At 74.6% G+C, this 26611-nt stretch carries 1 protein-coding gene; it reads right to left on the bottom strand.

Annotated elements, in window-relative coordinates:
- Nucleotides 1–59 precede the first annotated feature (59 nt).
- The gene (locus AMK21_RS29670) at nt 60–26585 is read right to left on the bottom strand and encodes a lonely Cys domain-containing protein (RefSeq protein ID WP_234422077.1); all 26526 of its coding nucleotides are present in this window, start codon (nt 26583–26585) and stop codon (nt 60–62) included.
- Nucleotides 26586–26611: the final 26 nt, after the last annotated feature.

Below are 26611 nucleotides of genomic sequence, written 5' to 3'. Positions count from 1 at the left end.
GGGTGCGTGGTCGGGGGCAGGGATCGGGGGCGGGGTGGGGTGGGGATGGGGGCCGGGCATCAGGGAGCCGGGGCGGATGCCCCGGTGCGGTCGTCGTCGCTCCGCCTGGAGCGGGGCAGTGGTGCCGGGACCGGGCGCGGGGCGTCCTCGGCCGTGGCGGGGTGTGCCGGGCGGGCCCGCTGCCAGGGGGCGTCCCCCGGGGCCGTGCCGTCGGCCGCCGGGTGCAAGGTGAGCACGGGGTCCCCGGAATCGTCGGTGCCGGAGAGGTCGACCGGGAAGCCGGTCCACCACACGGTGCGGCCCAACCTGCGGGCGATGCGGTCCGCGAGGCCGGCGGCGTCGGCGGCCGGGCCCGGGAGGGCGAGGAGGACCGGCACGGTCAGCTCGGTGCGGGCCAGCGCCGGGTCGGCGGCGAGGAGTTCGGCGAACTCGCCGGCCGTCGCCCCGTAGGTGTCGCCGCCCCAGGACACCTCGACGAGATCCGGGTCGTCCGCGTCGGCCCCGCCCCGCACCGGATAGGGGACGGGCCGGTCCTTCCCCTGCGCCCAGGGCGCGTCCACCAGGCCCGCCGGGGTACGGAAGCGGGCCAGGTCCACGTCCCGCGACGGCCCGTCGGTGTAGTCGCGGCCGGTGCCGTCCGACGCGCCCTGGACCGTGTCGAGTGCGGTGTCGTCGTACGCACCGGCCTCCTTCAGGGCGTACGCCGCCGCGATATCGGGGTCGGACGCCCCCCGGCCCACCGCGAAGGCCCGCGTGAGCACGTCGAGTGCCTCGGTGCGGCGGACGTGGGCAGCGCTCGGGTCCGGCTCCCGGTGGAGGACCCGGGCGGCGAACTCCTGCGCGTCCGGGCCGGTTCCCGGCAGCGTCTCCTCGGCCTTGACCCGCGCCCAGAACATCCGGGACATCTCCGCCTCGCCCACCTCGTCGGTGCTCAGGCGCAGGACGGCGGCGGCCTCGTCCTCCACATCCCCCTCGGCCAGCCACTGGGCGGCGGCCTCCACCGCGGGCAGGTCGACGAAGCTGACGAGCCCGTCGCCGGGGTACCGGGCCCAGTGCTCAGCGGCGGCGGCCAGCACCCGGCGGGTGGTCTGCCGGTCCACCCCGGCGGCGGCCTCCGGGTGCGCGGCGACGACCTGGTGGAGCAGGTCCAGCGTGAACGGCCCGGCCTCCTCGAAGTCGGAGTCGCTGCGCCACATCTGGTCCACCGCCGCCGCGCCCCGCAGCAGGTCACCGAAGCCGGGGTCGTCGTCGGCGTCGTGGCCGAAGGTGATCCGCAGCGCCCGCACCAGGCGCAGCGTCGCCGTACGCATCTCGTCCGAGACCTCGCCGTCGCCGGGGCTCACCCCGGCCACCTCCGCCCATCGGTCCAGCTCGTCCTCGTCCGGTTCGGGCCGGGCCAGGGCCCAGGCCCGTCGGCGCCCCTGGGCGTCGGCGAACAGGGTCCGCTGGTAGCGGCCGTTGCTCCGCCGGGTGCCCTGGGGGCCGTAGGCGAGGCGTACCGCCCGCCCGGTGGCGTTGGCCACGTGCTGGCCCATGGAGACGGTGGCCAGAGGATCGGCCACGAAGGGGCCGCCGTACGCGTCGGAGGCGGTGCTCGGAGCGGGTACGGCGCTGTCGCCGGGCGCCCCGCTCCAGCAGACGACGAGGTCGACCCAGTGGTCCTCGGGCAGGGTCGTCAGGCTCTTGCGGCGGCGCAGCCACGGTCCGGCCTCGCGCTCGTCGACATCGCGGGTGGTGCCGTCGCGCAGGGCCAGCGTCAGGCTGCCCGGAGAGCCGTGCAGGTCCAGCCGGTACGCCTGGTCCTCGGGGCCCGGCCGGGGCAGGTCCAACTCACCGGAGGTGCGGCCGGTGGCCGGGTGGTCGTGGACGAAGGTCGCCATCCGGTCCAGGTGGCGATCGTCGTCCTCGAAGTCCCGGGCGAACTCGGCGGGATGGTGGGAGGCCCGGCCGATCTGCCGACCGCTGAGCGCGCTGACGAGGGCTCGGCTCACCACGTCGTGGTGCCAGCCGGGAGTGTCGTCGTCGGTGTCCGGCCCGAGCCCCGGATCGCTCGCGATCCAGTCGCCCCGGGGGGCCTTCGGGGCGCGGACGACGTCGATGGTGCTCGCCTCCCCGGGGGCGGACTCGACGGTGACCCGGCCGCTGTGCGCCCACACCGTCCGGCCCGTACGGTCGGCGAGCCTGCGGGGCAGGTCGAGGTAGCCGTCGGCGGCGAACGGTACGGCGAGCACGACTGGTGTGGCCGGCGGCAGCGCCTCGCGGGCCAGGTCCGCCGCGACCAGCTCCACGAACTCCTCGATGCCCAGCTCCCGGACCGTGCCGTCCGGCAGCCGCGCCTCCACCCGGCCGGGCCCGCCTTCCGCGGTCACCACGTAGGGGGTCGTGCCGCTCGGCCAGGGGGTCGGTGAGGTGCTGAGGACGTCGTAGCCGCCTGCGGGGTCCGCCTCCAGCAGGTCGCTCTGCGTGGTGTCGAGTCCGATGACGTCGCTCGTGCCCCAGTTGAGACCCGGCACCCGGCTGCCGCCCACGGTGAAGTGGTGGGCGCGGCCCGGCGCGGTCGCACCCAGCTCGGACAGGTGGTACGCGGCCAGCGCCGGGAAACCCGTCGCCCGGCCGGCCGTCGTGGCCCGGCCCACCAGGCCGAACAGCTCCTGCCGGGTCTCCTGCCGGACGGTGGCCCCGGGGTCCAGGTGCAGGACGCGGCGGGCGATGCCGTCCACGTCGAGCGGCCGGTCCCGCAGCTCGCGGTCGCGACGGCGCAGGGAGTCGAGCTTCTGCACCGCCATGGCGTCCGGCGGCTGGTGGAGGACGACGGTCGCCTGGCGGCCCAGCTCGGCGCGGCTCACCTGGGCAAGGGCACCGGCGCCCACCCAGTCGGCGGGCACGCGGGCCATGGCCTTGACGACGATGGCGAAGTCCTGGGCGGTCAGGCGGGGTGCGCCGGCCGGCAGATCCCGTTGCAGCCGCTCCAGTTCGCTCGCCAGCAGCCGGGTGAAGCGGTGGCGCGCGGTGGTGGCCCGTCGCCTCGCGGGCGAACCGGTCGGCGCACGGTCGGAGCGGATGTCGGCGCCGTAGCCGGTGACCTCCACACGGGGCAGGGACGCACCCGCCCGCCGGTTGCGCAGACCGGTGGCCGCCACCTGGGCGGCGAGCAGCTCCAGGGTCCGGTCCCCCTGCGCCGAGGGGCTCGTCTCGTCCCGCCCGTACGCCACGAGGGTCCGGGGCGGCAGCGGTTGCAGGGCCCTCACCGAGGCGGGGGCTACGGGAACGGCTGGGAGCGCCGGGGCCGCCGGTACGGAGGTGGACTCGACGCCCTCCATGGGGTCGCCGATGGAACTGCGCTGGTTGCGGGCGGAGTCCGGGGCATTGTCAGCGAGGGCTGCGCCCTGCTCGATGGGCTCCGGTTCCGCCGGGGCGTTGCCCTGCGGGGTACGGGCCTCGGCGGTCGTGCCGCTGTTGGTGGCCGGTGTCGGCGCACCGGGGCCCGGCGCCGGCGTGGCAGGCACCGTCGGCACGCCGAGGCCGGGGGCGGCAGGGGCGGTGAACCGCCAGTCCGAGGCGCTGGGTTGGGCCGCGGAGAAGAGATCGGGTGCCAGCACGGGGAGTTCACCCTCGGCTGCGCCCGGAGCGGACAGTTCGACCGGGGAGGTGCTCCACCACACGGGCCGGCCCAGCCTCCGGGAGACGGCCTGGGCGACCTCCGGGGTGGGGCCGCTGAGCCCGTCGAGCAGCAGCAGGACCGGCGTGGAGGGCTGGGTCCCCAGCAAGTCGGCGTCGGAGGACAGCAGTTCGGCGAACTCGGCGGCCGACAGCCGGTAGGTGGCCGCGCCCACGGTCACCTGGACCTGGCTGCTGTCCTCCAGGTCCACCGAGGCCCTTACGGCGTACGGCACCGGCCGGTCCTTACCGTCCGCGTCCTGTCCGGCCCACGGCGCGTCCACCGTCATGTCCGCGACCCGGAACCCGTCCAGCCGGGGCAGCAGGGTCGCCAGGCCGCGCCAGTCCCGGCCGGACCCGAACGCCGCGCCCACGGTGGTGAGCAGCGCGGGCGCCGCGAGGGCACCGGCCGCCTCGATGGCGTAAGCGCCCACCACGTCCGGGTCGGCCATGTTCCGGCCCGACGCGAAGCCCCGGGTGAGCAGGGCGCGGGCCCGGTCGCGCAGGGCGTCGTCCACCTGGGCGTCCTGGTCGAGGCGGAGGGCGCGTACGGTCAGCAGGTCGGCGGCCGGTCCGGGGGCGGGCAGCGTCTCCTCGGCGCGGACCCTCGCCCAGAACATCCGGGTCCGCTGCGCGGGGGCGTCGGCGGGGTCGGCGAGCCGCAGCGCGTCGACGGCCGCCCGGTCCACCGCCGCCGGGTCAAGGAGCCAGGCCGCAGCCGTACGCAGCTGCGGGAGGGGGACGAAGCTGCTCACCGGCAGCGCGCCGCCCGAGTTCCGCCACGCCTGCGCCGCATCGGCCAGCACCTGGCGGGTGACGTCCCCGCCCACGCCGCCCACCGCGAGGGGGTGCGCCGCGATCACCTGGCTGAGCAGCTGCGGCCAGAACGGGCCGGTGGGCTGGAGTTCCGGGTCGGCGAACCACATGTCGACGACCGCAGCGGCCCCGGCGACCAGCGCCGGGAAGTCGTCGGCCACCTGCACGTCGGGGCCGACGACCAGCTTCAACGCGCGGACTACGCGTAGCAGTTCGGAACGGACGCGGGGGGGCGGACCGCCCTCGAGTCCGGCCTGCTCCGCCAGCCGGTCGAGCTCCGCGTCGTCGGGTTCCGGACGGCTGGTCTCCCACCACCACGGGCGTCCCCGGGCATCGGTGGCCAGCACCCGCACCGGGCCGTCGCCGAAGCGGACCACGCCCTGGGAGGAGTACGACAGCCGCGTCGTGCGTCGCAGCTGGTTCGCCAGGTGCTGGCCGAGGGAGAGGGCGTCGTCGCCGAGCGGATCAGCGGTGAACGGCGCGGGCAGGACGCCGTCGAGCTGGGAGACGTCCTGCGCGGAGCCCTGCCCCGGGGCTCCGGAGTGGCAGATCACCAGGTCGACCCAGTGGTCCGGCGGCAGGCTCGCCAGGCTCTTGCGCCGCCGCAGCCACCCGGCCGCCTCGTCCCGGTCCGCGGTCCGGCTGCCGCCGTCGGCCAACGGCAGGGACAGCCCGCCCGGCAGGCCGTGGCCCGCCAGCCGGTACGCCTTGTCCGCCGGGCCGGGGTCCTCCATCGGCAGTTTGCCGGAGTACGTGTTGGTCGCGGCGTCCCAGTGGACGTAGAAGGACATGTGGTCGAGGTCGCGGTAGCTCTCGCGCTCCCCGACGAGCTCGGCGGGCTGGTGGAAGCTGCGCCCGGTCTGCTCCCCGGTCCGGGAGCTGACGATGGGCTGGGTCAGCACCTCGCGGTGCCAGGCCGGGGCGTCGTCGTCGGGGTCCGGCGCCAGGCCGGGGCGGACCGGGAGCCAGGTGCCGTCCGGCAGGCCGTCCCGGTGGAGCACGGCGATGGTGCTCGTCGCGGTCGGGTCGGGGTTGCGTTGCGCCAGGCCGCTGTGGACCCAGACGGTGCGGCCGGTGCGCTCGGCGAGCTTGCGGGGCAGTTCCAGGTAGCGGTCGCCGGCCGACGGCACGGCCAGCACGATCGGGGCGTACTCGGGCAGCGGGTGGCGGGCCAGGTCGGCGGCGACCAACTCGGCGAACTCGTCGGCGTCCAGCTCCCAGGTGGTGCCGTCCGGCAGTCGCGCCGTCACCCGGTCGTGGCTGCCGTCCGCCAGCACCGGGTACGGGGCCGGGTCCCACGGCCACGGCGCCATGTCCGCGTTCCCGGTGGGGGCGGGTGCTCCCGTGGGGCCGGTGGTGAGCCGGTCCACGAAGAGGGTGTCGAGCCCGGCGGTCCCGGTTCCGGTCCAGTTCAGGCCCGGCACCCGGATGCCGCCGGCCGAGACGTGCCGGGCGCGGTCGTCCGCGAGCAGGCCCTGCTCCTCCAGGTGGAAGGCGGTGAGCGCGGCCAGGCCGGTGGCCCGCCCGGCGGCGAGGGCCCGGCCGGTCAACCTGTAGAGGTCGCGCCGCATCTCCGGGTCGACGAGCACGGAGGGCGCCAGGTGCCAGATCCGGCGGGCGACGGCGTCCACGTCCAGGGGCCCGGAGCGCAGGACCGGGTCGGTGCGGCGCAGCGCGTCCAGGGCGTCCAGGGCTGCGGCGTGACGCGGTGACGTGACCCCGATGGTGGCCTGGCGGCCCAGCTCCTCCCGGCTGATCCGCCCGGCCAGGGCCACGGTGACCCCCTGGCCCGGCACCCGGCTACGGCCCCGCGCGGTGATGGTGAAGTCCTGCGGCCGCAGGGGCGTGACCCCGACGGGCAGGTTCGCCTGGAGGGTACGGAGGGCGTGGTCGAGCGTGCGCACGAACAGGTCGCGGGCCGCCCGCGCCCTCAGATCCCCCTGGGCCTGGGCGGCCTGGTCCCGGTCGCGCGCCGTCCCGGCACCGCGCGCGTCCGCGCCGTATCCGGCGATGTCGATCCTGGGCAGCGGTACCCGGTTGCGGCGGTTGCGCAGCGCGGTCCGGGCCACCTGGTGCGCCATCCGCTCCACTCCGCGCTCGGCGCTGTCGGCGGTTCCGGTGGCCTGCGGCGCGAACGGTACGAGGGTCAGTGCGGGCAGCGTGGTGAGGGGCCGAGCGGGCGGGGCGGCGGGCACGGCGTACACCGGCTGCCCGCCGCCCGCACCTGGGCCGACGGGTACGGGCGCGGGCAGGCCGAAGGTGAAGTCGAAGTCGGGGAGGTCATCCAGGTCACCCAGAGCGTCCAGGTCACCCAGAGCGTCCATGGCTCCCAGGCTGTCCAAAGCGTCCAGGTCGAGGCTGTCCAGGGCGGAGGGGAAGGCGCCGGGCAGATCGAGACCGCCCCAGCCCATCTCCATGTCCACGTCCATGTCCGGGAGCTGGCCTTGACCCTGGCCGAAGTCCAGGTCGGGCATGTCCAGGTCGGGCATGTCCAGGTCGGGCATGTCCAGCTCGGGCAGTTCGCCACCCGGCTGGGACTGGAGCGCGGGCCGTCCCGCCGCGGTGTCCCCGGCCTTGGGTCCACCCGCGGGCACCGTCCAGCGCGGTGCCAGGCCGAGGCCGGTACGCAGGGCGTCGGCCAGCTCCGCGGCGGACGCCCGTACACCCTCGGCACCGGCCTCCGCCGCCAGCAGATGACCGGCGACCTGGCGCACCGCGTCGCGGAAGGCCTCACCGGCGTACCGGGAATCGGCGAGCACCGGGTGCGGTTCGGGCGGCAGCACCAGGGCTACGGCGGCCGACCAGGCGCGGGCGGCCTCCGTGTCGCCCTGGCCTTCCGGGGCCGCGTCCAGGACGTCGGCGTACGTCCTGGCCCACAGCCGCCGCGCCACGCTCGCCGCCACCGCGTCGAGGGCCCGCGTTCCGTCGTCGGCCCGGACCAGGCGCACCCGGGCCAGGTCCAGTGGGGAGAGTCCGCCGGCGGGCAGCCGGCCGTCACCGCGCAGCATCATCTCGGCGCGCAGCCCCGGGGAGAGGGTGACGTTCGCCTCGCGCAGCTCGTCCGACCCGACGGTCTCCTCCGCGCCGGGGGGCGCGGGTACAGCAGGCAGGTCGTCGGCGGTGAGCCGTTCCGCGATGTAACGCCGCTGCTCGGTGTCCCGGGACACGGCCGGGTTCGGCGTGAGAGAACCGGTGGCGTCGCCCGTGCCGTCGGCGGCGGCGGTGCCCCGGGCGGCGCCGAGCGCGTCCGGAGCGACCCCCAGGACCCACAGCCGCTGCTCCGCCCGCTCCAACAGCGCTCGCCGGGTGTCGACTTCCACCAGGGCCTCGGGGGCAGTACCGACCGCCGCCGCGCCGAACGCGCTCCACGCCCGGCTGTGCGCCTCCCAGGCCGCGTCGAGATCCGCGTCCGGCCCGGTCGGCACAGCCCGGCCCCCGGACGGGGCTGAGTTGAGCGCCGGAGCCGAAACGGAGGCCGGGGTGTCGGCGTCCAGCACCGCCTGAGCGTGCTCGTCGGGGAAGCGGCCGTCGCGGGCGACGTGGTCGCGCAGCTCCTGCTCGGTGAGCGGGTGGACGTTCCAGTAACGGCCCCAGTTGTCCTGGTAGTCCAGTGCCGGATCGTGCCCGGGGAGGGAGTCCAGCGCCAACTGGGCACCGCGCATCACCTCGTGGAACGAGTGGTGGCCCGCCGCCAGCGACATGGCGATCATCCCGGCCCGGATCAGGCCGAGGTCGAGGTCGAGACCCCACTGGTCCCGCATGCGCGCTGCATGCACCAGGAAGCGGTAGGTCGAACCGGCGGTGCCGGTCAGGACCAGGCCCCCCGAGTCCTCGGCCGTCCCCTGGAAGCCGGAGCTCATCGCGAGGTCGTACACGGAGGACGCGGGCATCCAGGTGAGCCCGAGGTCGTTCACCGCGAAGGGGCGCTCGGCCCGGCTCAGCGGCGGGCGTACGTGGTCGGGATCGGTCCGGACCGTGTGTTCCCGGGTGGCGCGCGCGAGCTCCGCCTGCCTCTCCGGTACGGAGAGGGTGTCGTCCAGATTCAACTGTGCGGCCAGTCGCTCCAGTTCGGTGCGTCCTTCCGCCTGGCGGCGGCTGGGCCGCTCCCCCTCGATCTCCGGGTTCGGGTCCTCGCGGCCACCCAGCATCTCCGGCACCAGGTCGCTGGAGATGCCCTGGAACAGGAAGGTCACCAGCTCCCTCAGGTTACCGGTCCGCAGCACCTGCTGGAGGGCGGGCCTGCTGGTTCCGACCGTCCCGGGCATGCTCGGGTTCTCGCTGCCGAAGGTGGCGAGGGCGCGCGGGTACTGCTGCCGCGCCCGGTCCCACGCGGCGCGCGCCATCTTGCGGAACTCCTCCGTCACCGCCTCGTTCTCGGCGAGGTGTTCGGCCAGTCGGCGCTCGAAGGCGACGGACTCCTCGGCGTACCGGATGCGGGCCCGGACCCACGCGGGCACCGGTGCGCCACGGTCGGGGCGGGGCGTCGCGGACCGGCGGCCCGGACGGGACGGGTCCCGGTCGGAGGAGGTGCGGGACCCCGTGGTGCCGGTGGCCGGGTCCGTAGCGACGGGCGGCGACGCCTCCGGGGCGGGCCCGTCGGCAGGGCGGGGCAGGGCGGGCGGCTCGGTTCGGGGCTGCTCTCCGGTGGGCACGGGGCGGGCGGGTGCGGGTGGCGAGGTGTGCCGGTGATCGTCGATGTCGACGGTCACCACCCGTCCCCGGTCCGGGTCGGTGGCGCGACGGACCCGCTGGGCGTCCAGGGTGAGCGTGAAGTCGGAGAGCCTGACGTGCGGACCGGGGGCACCCTCCTGGAACGTCCTCAGCAGCCGGGCCAGCCGGTCCCCGAGCGCCCTGCCGACCGCATCGGCCCGCTTCTGGCCGCTGGCCCGGGAGCGGTTGCCGTGTCCGGTGACGGTGACCGCGGGCAGGGGCAGGCCGTTGGCGCTGTTCCACAGGCCGGTGCGGGCGAGGTACAGGGCCAGGGCGCCCAGGCTCTCGTCCGCGTCGGGGGGCAGGGTGTGCTGCTGCTCGGCGAAGCGTACGGCCCGCCGGTCCGGGCGGAGGGCGTGGCCGTGCAGGGCGACCGTGGTGAGCGGATTGGACACGGCGGGTGAACGGTCCGACAGCAGCGCCGCGTTGACCGCGTGCGCGGACTCGCCGGGGCGCTTGCTGTAGGCCCGGAAGAACCACTGGTCCTTGTCGTCCAGGACCGGTGCCGCGTCCCGTACGGCGTCCCGGGCACGGGTTCGGGCCTGGTCCACCTCACGCTGTGCCAGGGCGTGTTCGGGGCGGTCCTCGGTGAAGTGCCACCGGACGTGCTCGGCCTCGTGGACGGCGGCCAGGGCCCGGGCCGCACGCGCGAACCCTTCCAGCCGGGCGATCTCCGCCGGATCGGCGCCGTCGCGCCGGGCCGTCTCGGCGCGGTCGTCCGTCTCCCGTGCCAGTCCGTTCAGCTGGTCCTCGTCGTAGCGGTCCAGGTTCTCGTCGACGACCGCGTCGAGCTGGTCCGCCGGGGCCGGTGTACGGGAGTGGGTCTCGTTCTCCAGGGAGATCTGGTGGGTACCGTCCTCACTGGCCAGCACCACCTGCGCGAAGTGGTACGGGGCGTGCGGACCGACCGGGTCGCCGGGCTTGGCGTGGTTGTGGGTGAAGAGCTGGGCGCCACCGTCGTTGGTGGTGCTGACCGACTGGATCAGATAGCCCTCGCCGACGTCCGCCCAGGCGTACTCGTTGATCCCGGCACGGGCGGCGGCCTGGGTCAGCGGCCCGCGCAGCGCGTTGTCCTGGGTGTGGCTGAGGGCCCGGCCGTACGCCTCGCCCGGGGTGGGCGCGCCGACGACCCCGCCGGTGAAGCGCGGGTCCCGGCCCGCCTGTCGGACGGCCCAGTCCGGGGTGACGGCGGTGGCGGGGCGGGTGCCGCGGGCGACCTCCGTCAGTGCCTGGGCCAGGTGGTGGGTGCCGGTGACCTCCCGGCCGTGCAGTCCGTTGACCGGGGCCGTGGCCACCGTCCCGTCGGGACCGCGGAAGGCGAGATGGGAGAGCGGCGCGGCATCCGTTCCGGCGACCATCCGGGCGAAGTCGCGGGTGAAGGCGTGCTCGGACGCCCCGGAAGCGGTGAGGAACCGGGGCTCGACCCGGAGCAGGGGTTCGCCGGGCGTGCCGTCCTCCTGGTCGAGCACCACGCGCACCGAGGGGTCGGCCTCCAGCCGTACCCCGGCTCCGGCGGCGGCCAGTCGGGCCGAGGAACGCTCGATCGCCGCCCGGGTGGCGTACACCTGCTGACTTCGTCCGGTGGTGTCGTTCCCGGCCGAGAGCAGCGCGACCGTCCGGTCCTCGGAGATGTGCAGCGGCGGCCGTCCGGCGGCGGCGACGGTCCTCGGAGTCCGGTGGGGCAGGACCAGCGCGGGTCCCTCGGCCCTCTCCTCCGTACGGACTTCGCCGACCGTCCGGGGCCCGGGCTCGGTGAACAGCACTCCGGTGCCGCTGTCGTCGACGACGCGGTAGTCGCGGGTGACCAGGGGGCGTGGGCGCAAGGCGTCGACACGGTGTTCCCACTGCAGTCGGTCGGCCAGCCGGTCGAACTCCGCGTCGCCGTCGCTGGTGGAGCCGCTGTCGCTCTCGGTGTCGCTGTCGCGGCCGTCGCCGCTGTCACCGTCGCCGCTGTGGTCGCGGGCGCCGGGCAGGCCGGGCTCCCGCGGTGGAGGGGGCGAGGTCCAGTCCGGCCCGGTCTCCCCGGCCCCGCGGTGCACCACGAGGTGGGCGGCCCCGGTGGTGGGGTGGGTGGCGACCTCGGCCGGTCCCAGGGGGTACCAGACCGGGCGGGCCGTCGTGCCGGCGACGAGGTCGGCGACCTGTGCGGCGAACGCCGGGGGCAGGGCGAGAACGATGTCCGCACCGCCCGGCCGCCGGGAGTCGTACGAGATGATCCGGGCCATCTCCTCGGCGTCGCGGACCACGAAGGTGCGCCACGGCGTGACGATCTCGACGCCGCCGCCCTCCGCCGCCCCGGCCACGAACAGGTACGGGTTACGCCACGGCGCGCTCTGCCCGGCCGCGCGCCCGGACCGCTCGGCGAGGTAGGAGTCCGGAGCCGGAAGGCCCCGGTCCGACCCGGTGAGGTTCCGTCCCGCCGGGGTCCGGTCCGCCGTACGCAGCAGGGTCTCCGCGGCGAGGGCGTCCCGCCGGGTCTCGATCTGCCGGTCGACGAAGTACGCAGCGAGGTCCTCGGCGGTCGCCAGGTCGTCCGAGGACGCCTCCAGCGCCAGCGCTCCCAGGTCCAGGACGTCCTGGTTGCTCACCCGGGCCCGGAGCGGCAGGTGCAGGACGTGCCGGACGAGGTCGGCCAGCCCGGCGCGGGTGGGACGGCCGCCCGCCGCCGCCTCGACCAACTCGTAGAGGGCTTCGGAGGTCTCCTGGAGCCGGGCGCGGGGGGCCCTGCTCCACTGCGGGCCGAACACCGCCGTCAGCCACTCGGGGTCCGCCCAGATCGGGGTGTCCTCCTCCCCCTCGGAGTCGGAGTCGGAGTCCCCGTCACTGTCGGGGTCGGTATCGGTGCCGAGACCGGTGTTCTCGTGGGGCTGCGGCCGGGACTCCGCACCGGACAGCGTGCTGAGTTCGTACGCCTCTTCCTCTCCCGGCAGCCCGGGCCCCTCGCCGGTGGGGGACGTCTCCGGCGTCTTCGGCTTCGGGGCCGGGGTCCGCAGGAGCAGCGGTACGAAGTCCCCACCCCGGCGGCGGAGTCGGAGGACGGGTGCGTCGGCTGAGGGGCCGGCGTAGGTGTGGGCGGTGCCGTTCTCCTCGATCAGGGTGACGGTGGCGCCGGTCGCCTTCGCCGCCCACTCGGCCACCGCACGGTCGGCGTCCGGGCCCCACGGAGCATGGGCGAGGTGGCGTCGCAGGTGGCCGTCACGGGCGTCCCGGCTCGGCGCGGGCGCGCCCGGTCGTTCCCGGAGGGGCGGGGGCGAGAACAGTGCGTCGCGCTCCGCCCGGTCGCCGGGGAGCCCGTTCAGGCGCATCAGCTGGGCGGGCGACGCCCCGGCGCGGATGCGGAGCCGGGCCGCCGCCTGCGGGTCGCGGCCGGGCTGCTCGGCGGCCTGGCGCAGGGCCGTGGAGAGCGCGGCGAAGAAGCCGTTGCCCCGGCCAGCCGGAGGGCCCTGGGTGTAGGTGGCTCCGTCGGGTGCGGTGAGGACGCCGTCGCGGCCCAGGCGGTAGCGCGGGCCACCGATGTCGGCGGGGGGCAGCCAGGGCGGGGTGGGGTGGCTGCGGTGGACGGACGGCTTCGGGGTGGTCTCCGTGGTGGTGCCGGTGACGGGGGCCGTCCCCGTGCTCGTCCCCGTGCCGGTGGCGGGCGGGGCGGGCAGCGCGGTGGTGGAAGGAGGTGTCGTGCCGGGCGTCAGCGCGGCGGAGAAGAAGCCGTCCGCGGCGAAGAGCACCGGACCCGAGGCCGGGTCGGCCGTCGCCGGGTCGGCGCCGTGCGGGAGGAACATCTGCTGCCGCCCCTCCCCCGTCACCACCGTCACAGGGGTGCCCAGGAGACGGGCCGCGAGTGCGGGCAGAACATCGGCGCCGCCGTGGTCGCCCGCCCGGCGCTCGGGCGGGGCCGGGTCTCCGGCGCCTGGGTCCGCCGTCGTGGGCTCGGCCGTGAACGGGCGGTACAGGGCCGCCGTGGCCAGCGCCACCCGTTGCTCCGGGCTCGGCCAGAAGGTCTGCGGGAGTCGGCCGAACGCGTCGAACTCGATCTGCTGGGCAGCCGTCAGCACCACTCCGGCGGCGTCCAGTTCGGCCTGGGTGAAGGTGTCCGCCGCATCCAGGGCCAGGCCGTCGAGCAGATCCTCGTTGCCGTTGTCGGCAAGCGCCCAGGCGAGCCGGTCGCGCGCGGCGCCGACGGCCTCGGCGGTGACCGCCGGATCACCGGGGACCGCCGCGAACCGGTCGGCGAGGTCCGCGTCGAGCAGGAAGGACAGCCGGTCCCGGTCCTGGGCCGTCGCGAGCAGTGCGTGGAAGAACGAGGCACCGTCGTGCGGGACTTCGTGGACCTCGTGCACCGTGCGCAGGTCAGGCGAGGTGAGGGTGCGCGGAGCGGAGTCGGTGGCGTCGGTCACCTTGTACGGCTCCGGCGCCTCGGAGCGCCAGTCGGGCGCGGTGTACTCCTGCGGCACGTCCTTCACCTGCACGGAGCCCGAACCCTGGTGGTGGGCGGTGAGGCGGGCGGCGGCCAGGTGGAGGCGGTGGTGGTCCTTCGCGGCGGCGTCGAGGCGCTGCTGCCAGCGGCGTACCTCTTCCCGGGCCGTCTGCCAGGCGGTGACGGCCGGCGACTGGGCGACGGCCCGGGGCAGGACGGTGGCCCGGTCGCCGTCCCCCAGCGCGGCCTGTTCCTCGGCGCTCAGGTCGAGCCAGGTCTCCCGGGTCCTGGCTCGGGCGTCGTAGTAGTTCTTCTCGGCGGTGGCGAGGTCGGCCGCCGCCTTGGCCTGGTCGTCCCAGGCCGTGCGGGCCTCGTCGGGGAAGGTGGTGTCGTCCAGGAGGCCGTAGTCGCGGGCGATGTCCTCGCGGAGCCAGACCAGGGCGGTGGTCTCGGCCTCGACGGCGCGCGGGCCTCGTTTGGGCTTGCCGAGTGCCTGCATCGGGCGGCTGTCGGTGACCCGGTGGTCCACCTCGGCCACCGACAGCCAGCTGACGGGCACCGCGAAGAGCATGCTGCGGTCGGTGACGACCTTGATGTGGGTGCCGAGAGTGGTGTCGGTGGCGCTCCTGAGCGCGGTGGAGTCGTTGGCACCGCCGATCGGGACCGTGGCGCCGGGGTTGGTCATGCCCGCGTTGCTGTTGCCCGCCAGCGGCGACGTACCGACCGCGCCCTCGACGTTGTCGGTGATGCCCGCTTCCAGCGCGTCACCGGTCTTGCGCCGCTGCATGGCCTCCATACGCGGCTTGTTCTCCACGGCCAGCAGCCGGACGCCGGTGCGGCGCATCTTGGCGTAGAGGCGGGAGTAGGCGGTGTGGGACTGGCCGAGGAGGCGGGCGGAGGACTGGGTGGGCAGCGGCGAGCCGTCGGCGCCGAGCGCCTCGCGGAAGCCCGCGGTCAGACCGACCTGGGAGGTGGCCTCCTGCTGGGCCTGGGCCGGTGCGGTGCCGAGGGCGGTGAGCGGGGTGTGGCGGGCCATCCGTACGCGTTCGGTGAGCGGGGCGCCCGTATGCCGCTCGCCGAGGTCCGTGTCACCGGGGAAGCCGTCGGCGCGGGCGGTGGCGAGGGTGAGGGCGTCCTGCACGTTGGCCGAACCGAGGATGTCCACGGCGAGGATGCCGGAGCCGATCACGTCGTCGAAGGGCAGGATGTCCGGGTCGGTCTCGCCGCTCCCCCCGTCCGTGGTCCGCCACCGGGCGATGCCTTCCGGCCGGGACTGATCAGCAGTCAGCACCTTTACTGTGCGCTCCGGTTCCGGCACGTCCTGCTCGGTGAGCGCGCCATCCGCACCCTCACCGTCGGGGGTGAGAAGACTCGCCGGGAGGATCTCGTTGAGGGAGCCGACGGGGGCGGTGGCGGTGGGGCCGAGGGGCTTGCCGGAAGCGTCCACCAGGGTGGCCGTCAGGGTGTACGTGGTCACGATCTCGGCGTGCGCCTGAGTGGTGGCGATGTTGGGCATCGTGGTGCTGCCGACCGTCTCGGTCGCATTGCTGGACCGCTGCTTGGCCGCGGTGCCCTGGAGCGCCGGGTTGGCGACCAGCACCCCGCTGCCGGCCGCGCGTTCGCTCGCGCTGAGCGTCACATCGGCGCCGCGGTCCTGGGACCGGCCCTCGACGTCGTCGCGGGCCGTGGTGCGGTAGTCCTCCAGCTCGTAGCCGGTACGCAGCCGCTCGACGGTGGTGGTGACCGGCGTCAGGGTCACCTTCAGCTGACCGGGGCTGCCGCCGACGGGCAGGTGGTGCGGGCTCGTCCAGGTGCGGTAGCGGACCGGCAGGGCCATTCCGTCGGTGGTCAGATCGTGCACGTGGGAGCGGAGGAAGTCCGGGGAGAGCCGCTGGAGCACCTGTTCCCGGTCGTGCGAGGGCACGCCCATCCTCTCCAGCTGCCCCATCAGCTGCTGCGCCACCCGGCTCGCGTCGAGCCGGCCGCTGGGGTGGGAGGGGAAGTGGCGGCGGAGGAAGGGAGGCAGCCGGTAACCACCGCCGAGGTTGTCCGGTGTGCGGGTGCCGAGGCCGTCGGGGGCGAGCCCGGCCTCGATCGCGTCCTGCATCGGCAGGTGGAACATCACCGCGTCGCGGATGCGCTGGAGCGCGGCGGCTCCCCGGCGCGGGGCGAGGCCGCGCCCGAGCCGCTCGGACATCCGCCCGGCGGCGGAGCTGATCCCGCCCCCGGCACGGGTGCCGACCGCCCCCATCGCGGCCGTCCAGCGGTCCCGCACGGCCACGGTCTCGGTGGCGTCGGCGACCACCAGGTACATCCGCCCGGCGTAGCTGAGGGTGGTGTTGCGGCCCCGGGTGAGGGTCTGGGAGATGCTGCGGCCCTTGCCCCAGGCGTACTGGAGAGCGGTCGAGTACGTGCCGACGATCGCCTGTTCACCAAGGGCCCGCTGCAAAGGCATTGCGGCGCCCTGGAGTCCGAGGGTGGTCCGGGAGCCGGTGCTGGAGGTGCCGGCGACGCGGTGCTCGTTGCCGATCGTGGCTTCGAGGCTGCCCGGCCTCGGGTCGCTCTTGACGCGTACGTTGTCGAGTTCGCCCCGGACCGCCGCCTTGAGGTAGTGGGTCGAGAAGGGGCCCGCTCCGGTGAGTCCGGTGATGCGGGAGCCGAACGGACCGAGGTACTGCCCGAGTTGCCCGGCGACGGCGAGGTTGGCCATGGCCCGGCGCAGGGCGGTGCGGATCGGGGTGCCGGGCGCGCTGACGTGCCAGGAGGAGCCGGTGGCGCGGTCGGCGGTGTCCTGGACGAGCCGCTGGCGCAGCTCGCCGCCCTCGGTGCTGAGGACCACGTGCGGGGCGCTGAGCAGCTTGTTCACGAGCTGACGGTCGGGCGCGGCGGTCCGGGGCAGCGGCCGTGTTCCGTCGAGGAGCTGGTCCGCCTCGGTGGCGGAGAGGGGACGCGGTACGGGGGCGGGCGCCGGTGCGGGACCGGTGGCCGGAGGGTCGGCGGGGGCGTGGCGGTCGGAGCCGTGGGCCGCCGGGACGGCCAGCTCCACCCGGCCGACGGTCTCGGTCCCCCGGGTGAACAGCGGCCGCTCCCCGACCTTGCTGACGAAGACGCCCGCGCCGAGCAGCCCCACCGTGACGAGCCGGGTCCAGCCGCGCGGGCGGCGGTGGCCCTCGAAGGTGGCGCCCAACTCCACCTGGTAGCTGTAGAGATCGGCGCCGTTCTGGAAGGTCAGCTGGTCGTGGGCGACCGCGACGGTGTTCTTGGTGGCCCGCGCCCGCGTCTGCGCGTGGCGGGCGCCCAGGGAGACGTTGCCCGCCTGGCGGGGCAACCCGGCTTCCGGATCCTTGTCGTGGTCGCGCGGCGAGATGCCCAGCTCGACACCGGCGGAGAGGGTGGTGGACTCCTGCTGCCCCTGGCCGGAGACCTCGGTGCCGATGACCGCGTTGCGCAGCGAACGTTCGCTCAGGGTGGTCTCGAACCGCCGGTCGGTGAGGCGGGCGCGCAGGATGAGCGTGTGGTGGCCCCGGCGGACCTTGCCGTCCTCGGTGAGGGTGACGGGCACTCCGGTGGTGGTCAGGTCGTCCAGGCTCTGCGCGAGGCTCGGCCGGTTCAGCGCCTCGCGCACCTGGCGCTCGTTGTGCAGGGCGGTCCGCATGCGCCCGTCGCCGTACCAGAGCTTGGCCAGGTGGGGGTGGCGCAGCATCAACGGCGGTACGAAGAGCGACGGGTACGCGCGGTGGAGCGTGTCAAGGACCGTGTCGGTGAAGGCCTTCAGGGGGTCCTGAGGAGTCGGGGCCGGGGCGAGGGCGGGGGCGGGGGCCGGGGCCGTCGACGTCGCCGGGGGTGGCTGGACGGCGGGGCGCCGGTCCGGCACGAAGCCCTCGGCGCGGACCTGACCGCCCAGGTGCACCGGGTCCTGACGGGTGAGGTACCACGGCACCGGCGGCTCGGCGTCCGCGTTCGGGCCGGTCGCTCCGGGCGTACGGCTGTCCCAGCCCGCGAGGCGGCGGGCGTCCTGGGTGGAGTACCAGTCGAGACTGACCACCCGGACCGGCCGCGCGGCGGAGGCCGGCTGACCGGCCTTCCGCACCATCAGGGTGCGCTCCACCCGGTAGAGCGCCATCGGGTGGTTGCGGACACGGCCGGTCACCTTGCGGGCCGCGTCGGCGCCCAGGTAGTGGCCCCGGCCGGTGCTGAGATCGGTGCGGACCAGGGGGCCGCCCTGGAGGCGTACGTCGGTCTCGGGGCCGATGAGGGTGTAGTTGGGCCCGGCGGTGACCTGGACCCCGAGGCGGGTGTCGCGGATGTGGGCACGCTGGTTCTGGTAGGTGGTCTGGGCGAGGTCGCGGACCTCCGACTTGACCGACTCCGTGACCAGGGTGGCCCGGTGCGGGATCGACCGCTCGACGATCAGATGCCCCAGCGGGTGCTGACCGCTCCCCCGGGTCAGCTCGGGTCCGCTGACCGCTCCGGCGAACCGCCCGAAGAGGCCGAGCAGCCGTCCCGGGCGGACGTAGGAGATCAGGGTGCGGTGGGCCGAACTACCGGGCCTGGCTCCGGAGATGGCGAGCGCCACGTCCTCCGGCGGGTCCGTCAGGTGCAGAGCGGTCGTGTCGGTGATCCGGGGTTCGGCCCCGTCCGGGAAGGTCAGCCTCTCCGGCGCCCGCTTCGGCCCCTTGAAGGGCACGGTGAGGTCGTCCGGCAGCCGCCAGCTCAGCCCGTCCCGCATGGCGAACCCGGCGGAGTGCACTTCGCCGCGCTGCCAGCGGGGGGCGGCGGGCGGGGTGCCGGGCCCGGGGACCTTCGGCGCCTCCGTGACCCGCTCCACGCGCACCCGGTAGTGGACGTCGTCGAGGTGCAGGTGGGACCCGTCCAGGGCCCGGTACTCGCTCTGGTGGTAGGCCTGGGTGCCCAGGGTGTAGTCGGTCCTGCGGGTCCAGCCCAGCGAGAGACCGATTTTCAGCATCCAGTTGAGCGGCGGGCCCATGCCCAGCGCGGCGGCGACCCGGCGACCGACCCCGACGCTGCGCCCGCCGCCCGTACCGGACTGGCCGCGCCGCATGGTGTCGACCCGGACGGTGGCGCCGCCGGGCTCGGAGAAGCGCTCCCAGCGGTGGTACGGAACGGCCTCGACGACCAACTCGTGGCCGACCCCGGACTTCTCCCGGCCCACGAAGCGGGCGCCGCGCGGGGCGGTGAACGCTCCGGGCTGGTCCTTCAGCAGACGCAGCAGCTCCGCCTCGTCGAACTGGGAGCGGAGCTTCTCGGGCAGCTGGTCGAAGACCTCCTTCGCCACCTGACCGGGCGAGCGCAGGGTGAGGACACCCAGGCCGTTGAGGAGCCCGGGACTCGGGGTCCCGTCGGTCCGGGCGCCCGGGTTGGCACCGCCATCGTCCGGGTCGGCGTCCGGGCTGATCAGGACGGTGGGCAGCCGGCTGCCGTCGTCGAAGGTGACGGTGCGCGGGGCGGGGCCCGGCGGCCGGGCGTCCTCGCCGGTCAGCAGCCGTGCCGGGCGGTGCCGCTCCAGCTGGGTCTCCAGCGGTACGGGGTCGCCCCGGTCCGGGCTCTCCGCGGCCGGGGCATCCAGGTCGGTGACTCCGCCCAGGCTCCGCAGCCACTCCCCGAAGACGTCGGAACCGGCCGGGTTTTGGGCGGCCGGGGCGGGGGCGGGTGCGGGGGCCGCCGGGGTGGGGGCGGGCAGCGCGGCGGCCGGGATCAGGGCGTCGTAGTGGTCGGAGCCGTTGTAGGCCAGGTGCACGGTGCCGCCCCGGCCGCCCGGGTTGAGCGGGGTGACGGAGGTGCCCGCCGGGGCCGACGCGTCGGGCCTGACGAGTCGCAGCTCGATGTCGAGGGTGTGCGCCAGCGCGAGCGGGAGCGCGTCGGCGAAGGGCGAGGACCACAGGGCCGGGCGCTCGGCAGCCGCGACGATCAGCCCGTCGGTGCCGAGGCGGCGGGCGTCGGCGGGGGTGGGCGCCACGTCGGCGAGGTGGGGGTAGCCGCTGTCCTTGAGGATGCGCCGCCACCGGCGTCCGTCGCCGTCGGTGACGACCGCCTGCTGGATCCCGTCCCAGCGCTGCCCGATCCGCTCCCGCGCCTCAGGGTTCCGTACGCCGGCCAGGGCGGTCATCCGCAGGTCGTCGACGACGGCGAGCACCGGGTCCGGGGTGGCCTCGACGTCCGGGACCAGCAGTTCGGAGCCGATGAGCCGGTCGCGGAGCAGACCACGGAGGCCGGTGACGTTCCGCGCGGCCCAGGCGGGCGGGACGTCGTGGCTGCGCGCGGTGTCGAGGAGCGACCGGAAGAGGCAGTCCCCGTCGGCCCGGGTGCGCAGCCTGTGCAGGGCCTGCCCGTCCACGTGGACGGTGTCCGCGAGGCCCGGCGCCCCCGTGTCCTTGCTGAACAGGTCCACGCCCTCGGCGAGGCTCTCCGGGCGGTCGGACGGGGAGGGCGGGCGGGGCTCGGGGTGGATGAGCACGGCGTGGTCGTTGCCGGGGCTGAAGCGGAGCAGCGGTTCCCCGGTCGGGCCCTGATGGGAGCTGACGATCTTGTCGAAGACCGACTTGTCGAAAGCCGTCGGCGGATTCCAGAACATGTGCGCGCCGTGCGCCACGGCCATGTCCTTGGCCCGCATCTCAGCGATCAGCGCGTCATGCGCCGGACGCGAGACCCGGGAACCGTCCGGGGACGACACATCGAACAGGTCGTGGTCTCCGGTGATCGGACGGCGCCGGCCTCCTTCATCGATCCCGAACACGATTCCGTCGTGAACGGTGAACTTGCCGTCGGCCTCGTACTGGGCCATCTTCCCGGCCAGTTCACGGAACTCCGTGGACCGCTGGTTGAACCGGGAAAGGACCCGGTCCCACGCATCCACCGGAACGGAACCCCGCTCCGGCAACACCGGCTTGAAGTAACCGACCAGCCCGACGTTCCCCACATCGGCGCCCAGCAGGACATCGACCTCATTGACGGTCTTCGCCTTGATGTCCTGCGGCTTCGGCATCGCCCCCGCATCCAGCCACTTCGCCGCGGACGGATTCGTCGGCCGCACATCCACGACCACGTTCCGGTCCCGCGCCACATCACGGAACTTGTCGAAATTCTTCTCCGGAATGCCGTACGTGTGCCGCGCCGTGTAGGGGTCGACCTGTCCGGGCTTGAGCTTCTGCGTCCAGGTGAGGACGGCCTGGTCGCTGTTGGGGCTGAAGCGGAGCAGCGGTTCGCCGGTCGGGCCCTGATGGGAGCTGACGATCTTGTCGAAGACCGACTTGTCGAAAGCCGTCGGCGGATTCCAGAACATGTGCGCGCCGTGCACCACGGCCATGTCCATGGCCCGCATCTCAGCGATCAGCGCGTCATGCTCCGGGTGCGGAAGCCGCGAACCGTCCGGGGAGGAGATGTCGAACAGATCGTGATCACCCGTGATCGGACGCCGTTCACCCTCGTCATCGAGCCCGAACACCACCCCGTCCTGAACGACGAAGCGGCCATCGGCCTCGTACTGGGCCATCTTCCCGGCCAGTTCACGGAACTCCGTGGACCGCTGGTTGAACCGGGAAAGGACCCGGTCCCACGCATCCACCGGAACGGAACCCCGCTCCGGCAACACCGGCTTGAAGTAACCGACCAGCCCGACGTTCCCCACATCGGCACCCAGCAGGACATCGACCTCATTGACGGTCTTCGCCTTGATGTCCTGCGGCTTCGGCATCGCCCCCGCATCCAGCCACTTCGCCGCGGACGGATTCGTCGGCCGCACATCCACGACCACGTTCCGGTCCCGCGCCACATCACGGAACTTGTCGAAATTCTTCTCCGGAATGCCGTACGTGTGCCGCGCCGTGTACGCGTTGACGACGGTGGCGTTCACCGGGGGCAACACCACAGGCGGGGTTCCGTCGGACACGGGCGCGTCCGGCTCGACGGTCGGGGCGGGCGGGGCCGCGGGCTCCGGGCGGTGCAGGCGACGGGCCAGCTCGGCGGTGTCGTCGGGGCCGAGGCCGAGTTCGGAGAGCGGCAGCGGGGCGTCCGACAGCGACCAGGCGATCTGCGCGGACCGCGCATAGGTGAGGCCCAGCACGTCGGGCTGCGAGACCAGGGTGTCCGGTGCCGGTTCGGGCGGCGGGGGCGGCAGCAGCCGGTCGAGCGTGGTCGTGGGGGTCGCGCCGGACCGCAGCCCGGCGGCCGCTTCCAGGAAAGCGGTGTACTGCCCCGGGGTGGGACCGGTGGCCGGGTCGACCTTCGTGCCGTTGGTCGCGGTGTGCCAGTCGGTGACCATCCGGTCCAGCAGGGCCGGCGTCATCCGGCCGTCGCCGTACCGGGCCGCGGTGCCCGGATCGCGCCAGCGCAGACCGTCGACGTAGGCGAGCGCCGCCAACAACTCGCGGTTTCCCGAATGTTGTTCGGCGTCCGGGCCGAGTACCTCGCGCAGGGTGCGGAGCTGCTGAAGGGTACGGGCACGGGCGAAGGCGTCGGCCGGGTCCGGGCCCGTGTGCAGTCCGGCGTCGCGCGCCAGGTCGTCCAGTTCGGCTCCGGCGGGCTCCGGGGTGAACAGCCGCCACCGGCCCGGCCCGTCCGGGCCTTCGCCGAGCACCGCGCGTACGTTGCCGTCCCGGTCCTTGGCCGTGCCCGCCTCGGTGGTCGGCGCGTACACCGGGCGCCCGGTCCGGTTCGCCACGTGCTGGGCGACCGGGAGTCCCGCGATCTTCGGCTGCTGCCCGGTCTCGCACGAGAACAGCACCAGCGGCCGGTCCCGGTCCCCATCCCGCGCCCACGACTTGAGCACCTCGCCGAGCTGCACACCGCTGACCTTGACCGTGGGGTACGCGGCGTTGTCCGTCCCGAGGGTGACGGTACGGGGCGTTCCGTGGCCCACGAAGTAGTCGGCGCCCCGCTCGGTGCCGGAGCCAGGGAGCGCCGTCGGCGGGCCGGTGAAGACCGTACGGGGAGCGGGCGGCGCCTCGGAGCTCCCGGCGGGCGGGGGCTCGGCCGAGGTGGTGCGCACCCCGCGGAAGGTGTCCTGGCCGAGCAGCGCCTCACGGCCCGCGCTCTGCCCCGTACCGTCCTCGGCCGGGCCCTGCGAGATGGTCACCGTCTGTACGGCGACACCGGGTTGCGGAGCGAGCGCCGCCTGCGGCACGAAGCGCCGGAGCTCGCTGAAGGGCACCGTCTTGCGGTCGAGCGTGGTGACGGACGGCCCGGTCGCGGCAGGCGGTGCGGTTCCGCCGCCGTCGGTGGTGCTCGTGGTGACCGGGGCGATCGGGGTGTCGCTCGTGCCCGTGTCGCCACCCCGCCCCGACTCCAGGTACGGATCGGCGGCGGTCCCGCCCTGCGGCGGGCGCGGCCCCCCGGTGTCCAGAGCACCGTTGCGGATCAGGGCGTCGACCATCTGCTGTACCGAGTGGCCGCCCTGGAACAGGCTGTACATGGTGTCGGGCACGACGGGGCGCAGGCCCTGCTCCAGCAGGAGTTTCGGCAGCAGGATCTGCACGTTGGACCGGAGGTTGCCGTCCTGGAACGGGTGGACCACGTGCAGCGCCCGGACGGTGCGGACGATGGAGGCGAGCTTGGCCGCGTCGTCGGCGCCGGGGGCCAGGACGCGGGCGTAATGCTGCTGGAACAGCGTGTCGACGAGGTCGGGCGCGGCGTTCTTGCCGTAATTGGTCGCCAGCGACGGGTTGTTGTGCAGGAACCGGGTCAGAATGGTGACCGGTCGGGGCTTGGGCAGCGGCTTGGACCAGTCGCGGCTGGTCGTGTCGTAGACCAGCAGCTGCTCGCCGATGCGCTCGTCGAAGATGTCGTCGGCGAGAGTCTCACCGCGCAGCGGGAACTGCGTGGCACCGCCGCCGGACCAGCCGATCGTCCGGCCGAGGTGGCCGGTGGCCAGCCCGTGCATGGTGCGGTACGAGGTCGAGTCCATCGGCGTCGCGACGGTGGCGGGGTCGCCGAGGAACTGCGTGTACGCCGACACCATGCCCTTCTGGAACCCCGGTGAGCGGTCGTGGTCGTAGTAGGAGCCGGGGTCGTCCGGGAAGGCGTCGAGCGCGGCCTGGTGGTTCTTGGGGTCGATGTAGAAGGTCCACCACCGGTCCTCCGGCAGGAAGTCCCGGAGGGTCTGCGGAGGTAGGTCCTGTGCGGGGTCCGCGGGTCGCACGGTGATCTGTCCGGGCGGGGGCGGGGTGGCCGAGGGCGTGGCGGTGGTGTTCCCGTCGCCACGGCCCGACTCCAGGTACAGGTCGGTCGCCGTCTCGGTCCAGGGCCGGGCGTCCGCGGCGGACTTGGAGGCGGCGGGCACCTCGGTGGGGGTGGTCGAGGGGGCCGGGGATGTCGGGACGGCCGTCGGCTTGATGTCCGGGGCGGCCTCGGGGACCGTGGTGGTGAGCGGCGGCTTGACGTCCGGGCCGGGCGCGGAGCCGGTGGTCGTGACCACCGTCGGCATGGAATCCGGGCCCGGCATGTCGCCGGTGGCGGGAGCCGGTTCGCCCGAGACCACCCTCACGGAGGACGGGTCGGTGTCGTACCGCTCGGACTCGGTGGGGCGGGGCGCGGTCTCGGGATCGGCCGGACCGGACCCCGTGTCGCCGGACGCGTCCGACGCCTCCTGTGTCTCCGGCGTCTCCGGGCCCCGCTCGCCAGGCGGAGGTGCGGCCGCGCCGGTGTCGCCGGACGGGCCGCCCTGCGCGACGGAACGCGGCGGCGCGGGCACCGTCGCGGGGGCCGAATTGGCCGACGCGGTGGTCGAGGCGGCCGGCGGTGGAGCGGCCGGCATGACGGGCGGCACGCCCAGGGCGTCCGCGAGGGGCAGCAGCACGTTGGCGCCGGGGAACGCCGTGTGCGCCCCGCTCCCGGGCGTCGCGGCGGATCCTGGGCCGGTGAGCGAGCGGACCTCCACCGGCGCACCGGGGCCTTCGCGGGTCAGCTCGACGGCCTCGCGCACCGGCTGCCCCGCCGCGTCGGAGCCGGTCGGCGGACCGAGCACCACGGCCCGGTCCACCCCGGCGCCGTCCAGCAGCTCGGCCGCCTCAGGCGATGGCGATGCGGCGACCGGCGGCGGCCCGTCGGAGACGACGACGGTCAGTGGGGGCGCACCGGTGCCGGGGCCGTCGGCGGTGGTCGAGGTGTCGCCCTCCGCTCCGCGCGTCCCGGGGCCGCCGGCCTCGTCGGGGGTGCGCTCATCGCCGTACGAACCGCTGGTGTTCACCTCGGCGGGGGCGGTGGTGCGGGCGCCGGGGTCGGGCGAACCGGCCCCCGGCGGCACGCCCGGCCTCTCCCCCAGGATCGGCGGGTCCACCGTCACCGGCGTGCCGAAGCCCTCCAGGGCCCGGCGCACCTCGTCGGTGTCGACCTGGCCGGCCGGGCCGTTGCCGGTGGGCACCACCCGTACCTCGGGCAGCTGCGAGAGCCGGTCGTGCACCCCGTCGCGTACGCCGATCTCTGCGGGGCCCGGCGGCTGGGAGCCCCGCAGAGCGGCGAGTTCCCGCAGTGCCTGCTCGCGTACCTCGGCGGGACCCTGGTGGACCTGCCGCCACAGCGCGTTCTCGGCCGCGGTCACCGGCAGCGGGCCCGGAGTGTACGGGGGCGGGTCGGCCGAGACGTAGGGCGGCGGGTCCTGCGACACATAGGGCGGCGGTGACTGGCTGCCGGTGAAGTCGCCCTGCCCGGTGGTCTGCTGGACGACCGGGGGCGGTGAGGAGAGACCGGGGCCGGGGTCGTCACCGCCGGTGCTGTCCGTACGGGAGGGGCCCTCGGCTCGGTCGGAGCCGCCTGTCTCCGGGCCGTCGCCGCCGGACACGGTCGGGGGTGGCTGGTTGCGCAACTTGTCGATGGCGTGGCGGAGTTCGGCGCCGCTGTTCAGCGCGGCACCCATGAGGGAGGACTCGACCCGGCTGCTGATGCCCGCGCCGAAGAAGGTGGTCCAGCTGGAGGACCAGTCTCCCTCGAAGGCCCCCTTGATCAGGATCTCCGCGACCACCTCGCCCGCTCCGGCGGCGATGAAGTCCGCCGTCCCCTTGAGGGCGTAGTGCCCGGCCAGCGCGCCCGGCCGGTCGAGGTTGAGGCGCAGGATCCGGCTGTTGCGCCACAGCTCGGGGTTGTTGCGGAAGGAGAGCGGGCCGTCGCGGAAGGTGACGGGCACCGGGGCGGGCGAGGGCGTGGGGCCGGGGCCGTACGGGTTCGGGTCGGGGCGGTCCTTCGGCAGGTCGAGGTCGGGGCCCGGCTTGGGGTCGGGGGTCGGGCCGTTGGTCTTGAGGTGGTCGACGTTCGGCGTGTCCCGCCAGGTGGGGTTCTTGAAGTCGAGATCCGGGCCCCCCTTGAGGAAGTTGCCGTCGAAGCTGCGGACGATGTCCTTGGCGAACTTCTCGAAGACGCTGGTGAAGAACCCCGCCGCCGCCCCGAACGCCGCGGCTTTGCCGATGTCGCTCCAGTCGATGCCGTCCGGGCGGCGGCCGTCCGGGGCGAAGTTCATCATCGCCAGCCGTACGGCGAAGGTGGTGAACGCCTCGGCGAACGCCTCGGTCAAGGAGGGTGCCAGGTGCAGCCGCTGGAGCAGATGACTGAGCGTGGTGAGGATGAAGAAGCGGCTGCGCAGCTTGGCCATCATGATCTGACTGGCCGAGGCGCCCCCGGTGAAGAAGGACATCGCCAGGTAGATGGCGATCTCGATCAGCAGCCGGATGATCTCCGCGATGACCTGCCACTTGGACTCCATGATGTCCATGGAGGTCTTGCGGCGACCCTCGGCGATCTTGTCGAGCTGGTCGGAGAAGTCGCGCAGGTAGTTCTTGCCGCCGTCGTCGATGAGCATGCCCATCGCCTTGGCGTACGAGGAGGCGAGGTCGTCCGGCATCGACTCGCCGATGTCGTGGATCGACTTGTCGATCAGCGAGGAAAGCCGGTCCAGTTTGCGCCCGAGGCCTGAGTAGGGCCGACGGCTCTCGAAGGCGAGGTCCTCGTCGGCGTCCATGAGCTTCTCCCCCGTGAGGATGAAGATCATGGCGTTGACCTCGGGCGATACCTGGA

The organism is Streptomyces sp. CB00316, assembly GCF_001905595.1.
Classification (GTDB): Bacteria; Actinomycetota; Actinomycetes; order Streptomycetales; family Streptomycetaceae; genus Streptomyces.
The sequence above is the reverse complement of the archived record's forward strand: the minus strand, read 5'-3'. Positions and strand labels throughout refer to the sequence as shown.

What these genes read in the sequence shown, in the direction of transcription:
- AMK21_RS29670 (WP_234422077.1), bottom strand. Translation starts at nt 26,585, where the DNA reads ATGATCTTCATCCTCACGGGGGAGAAGCTCATGGACGCCGACGAGGAC.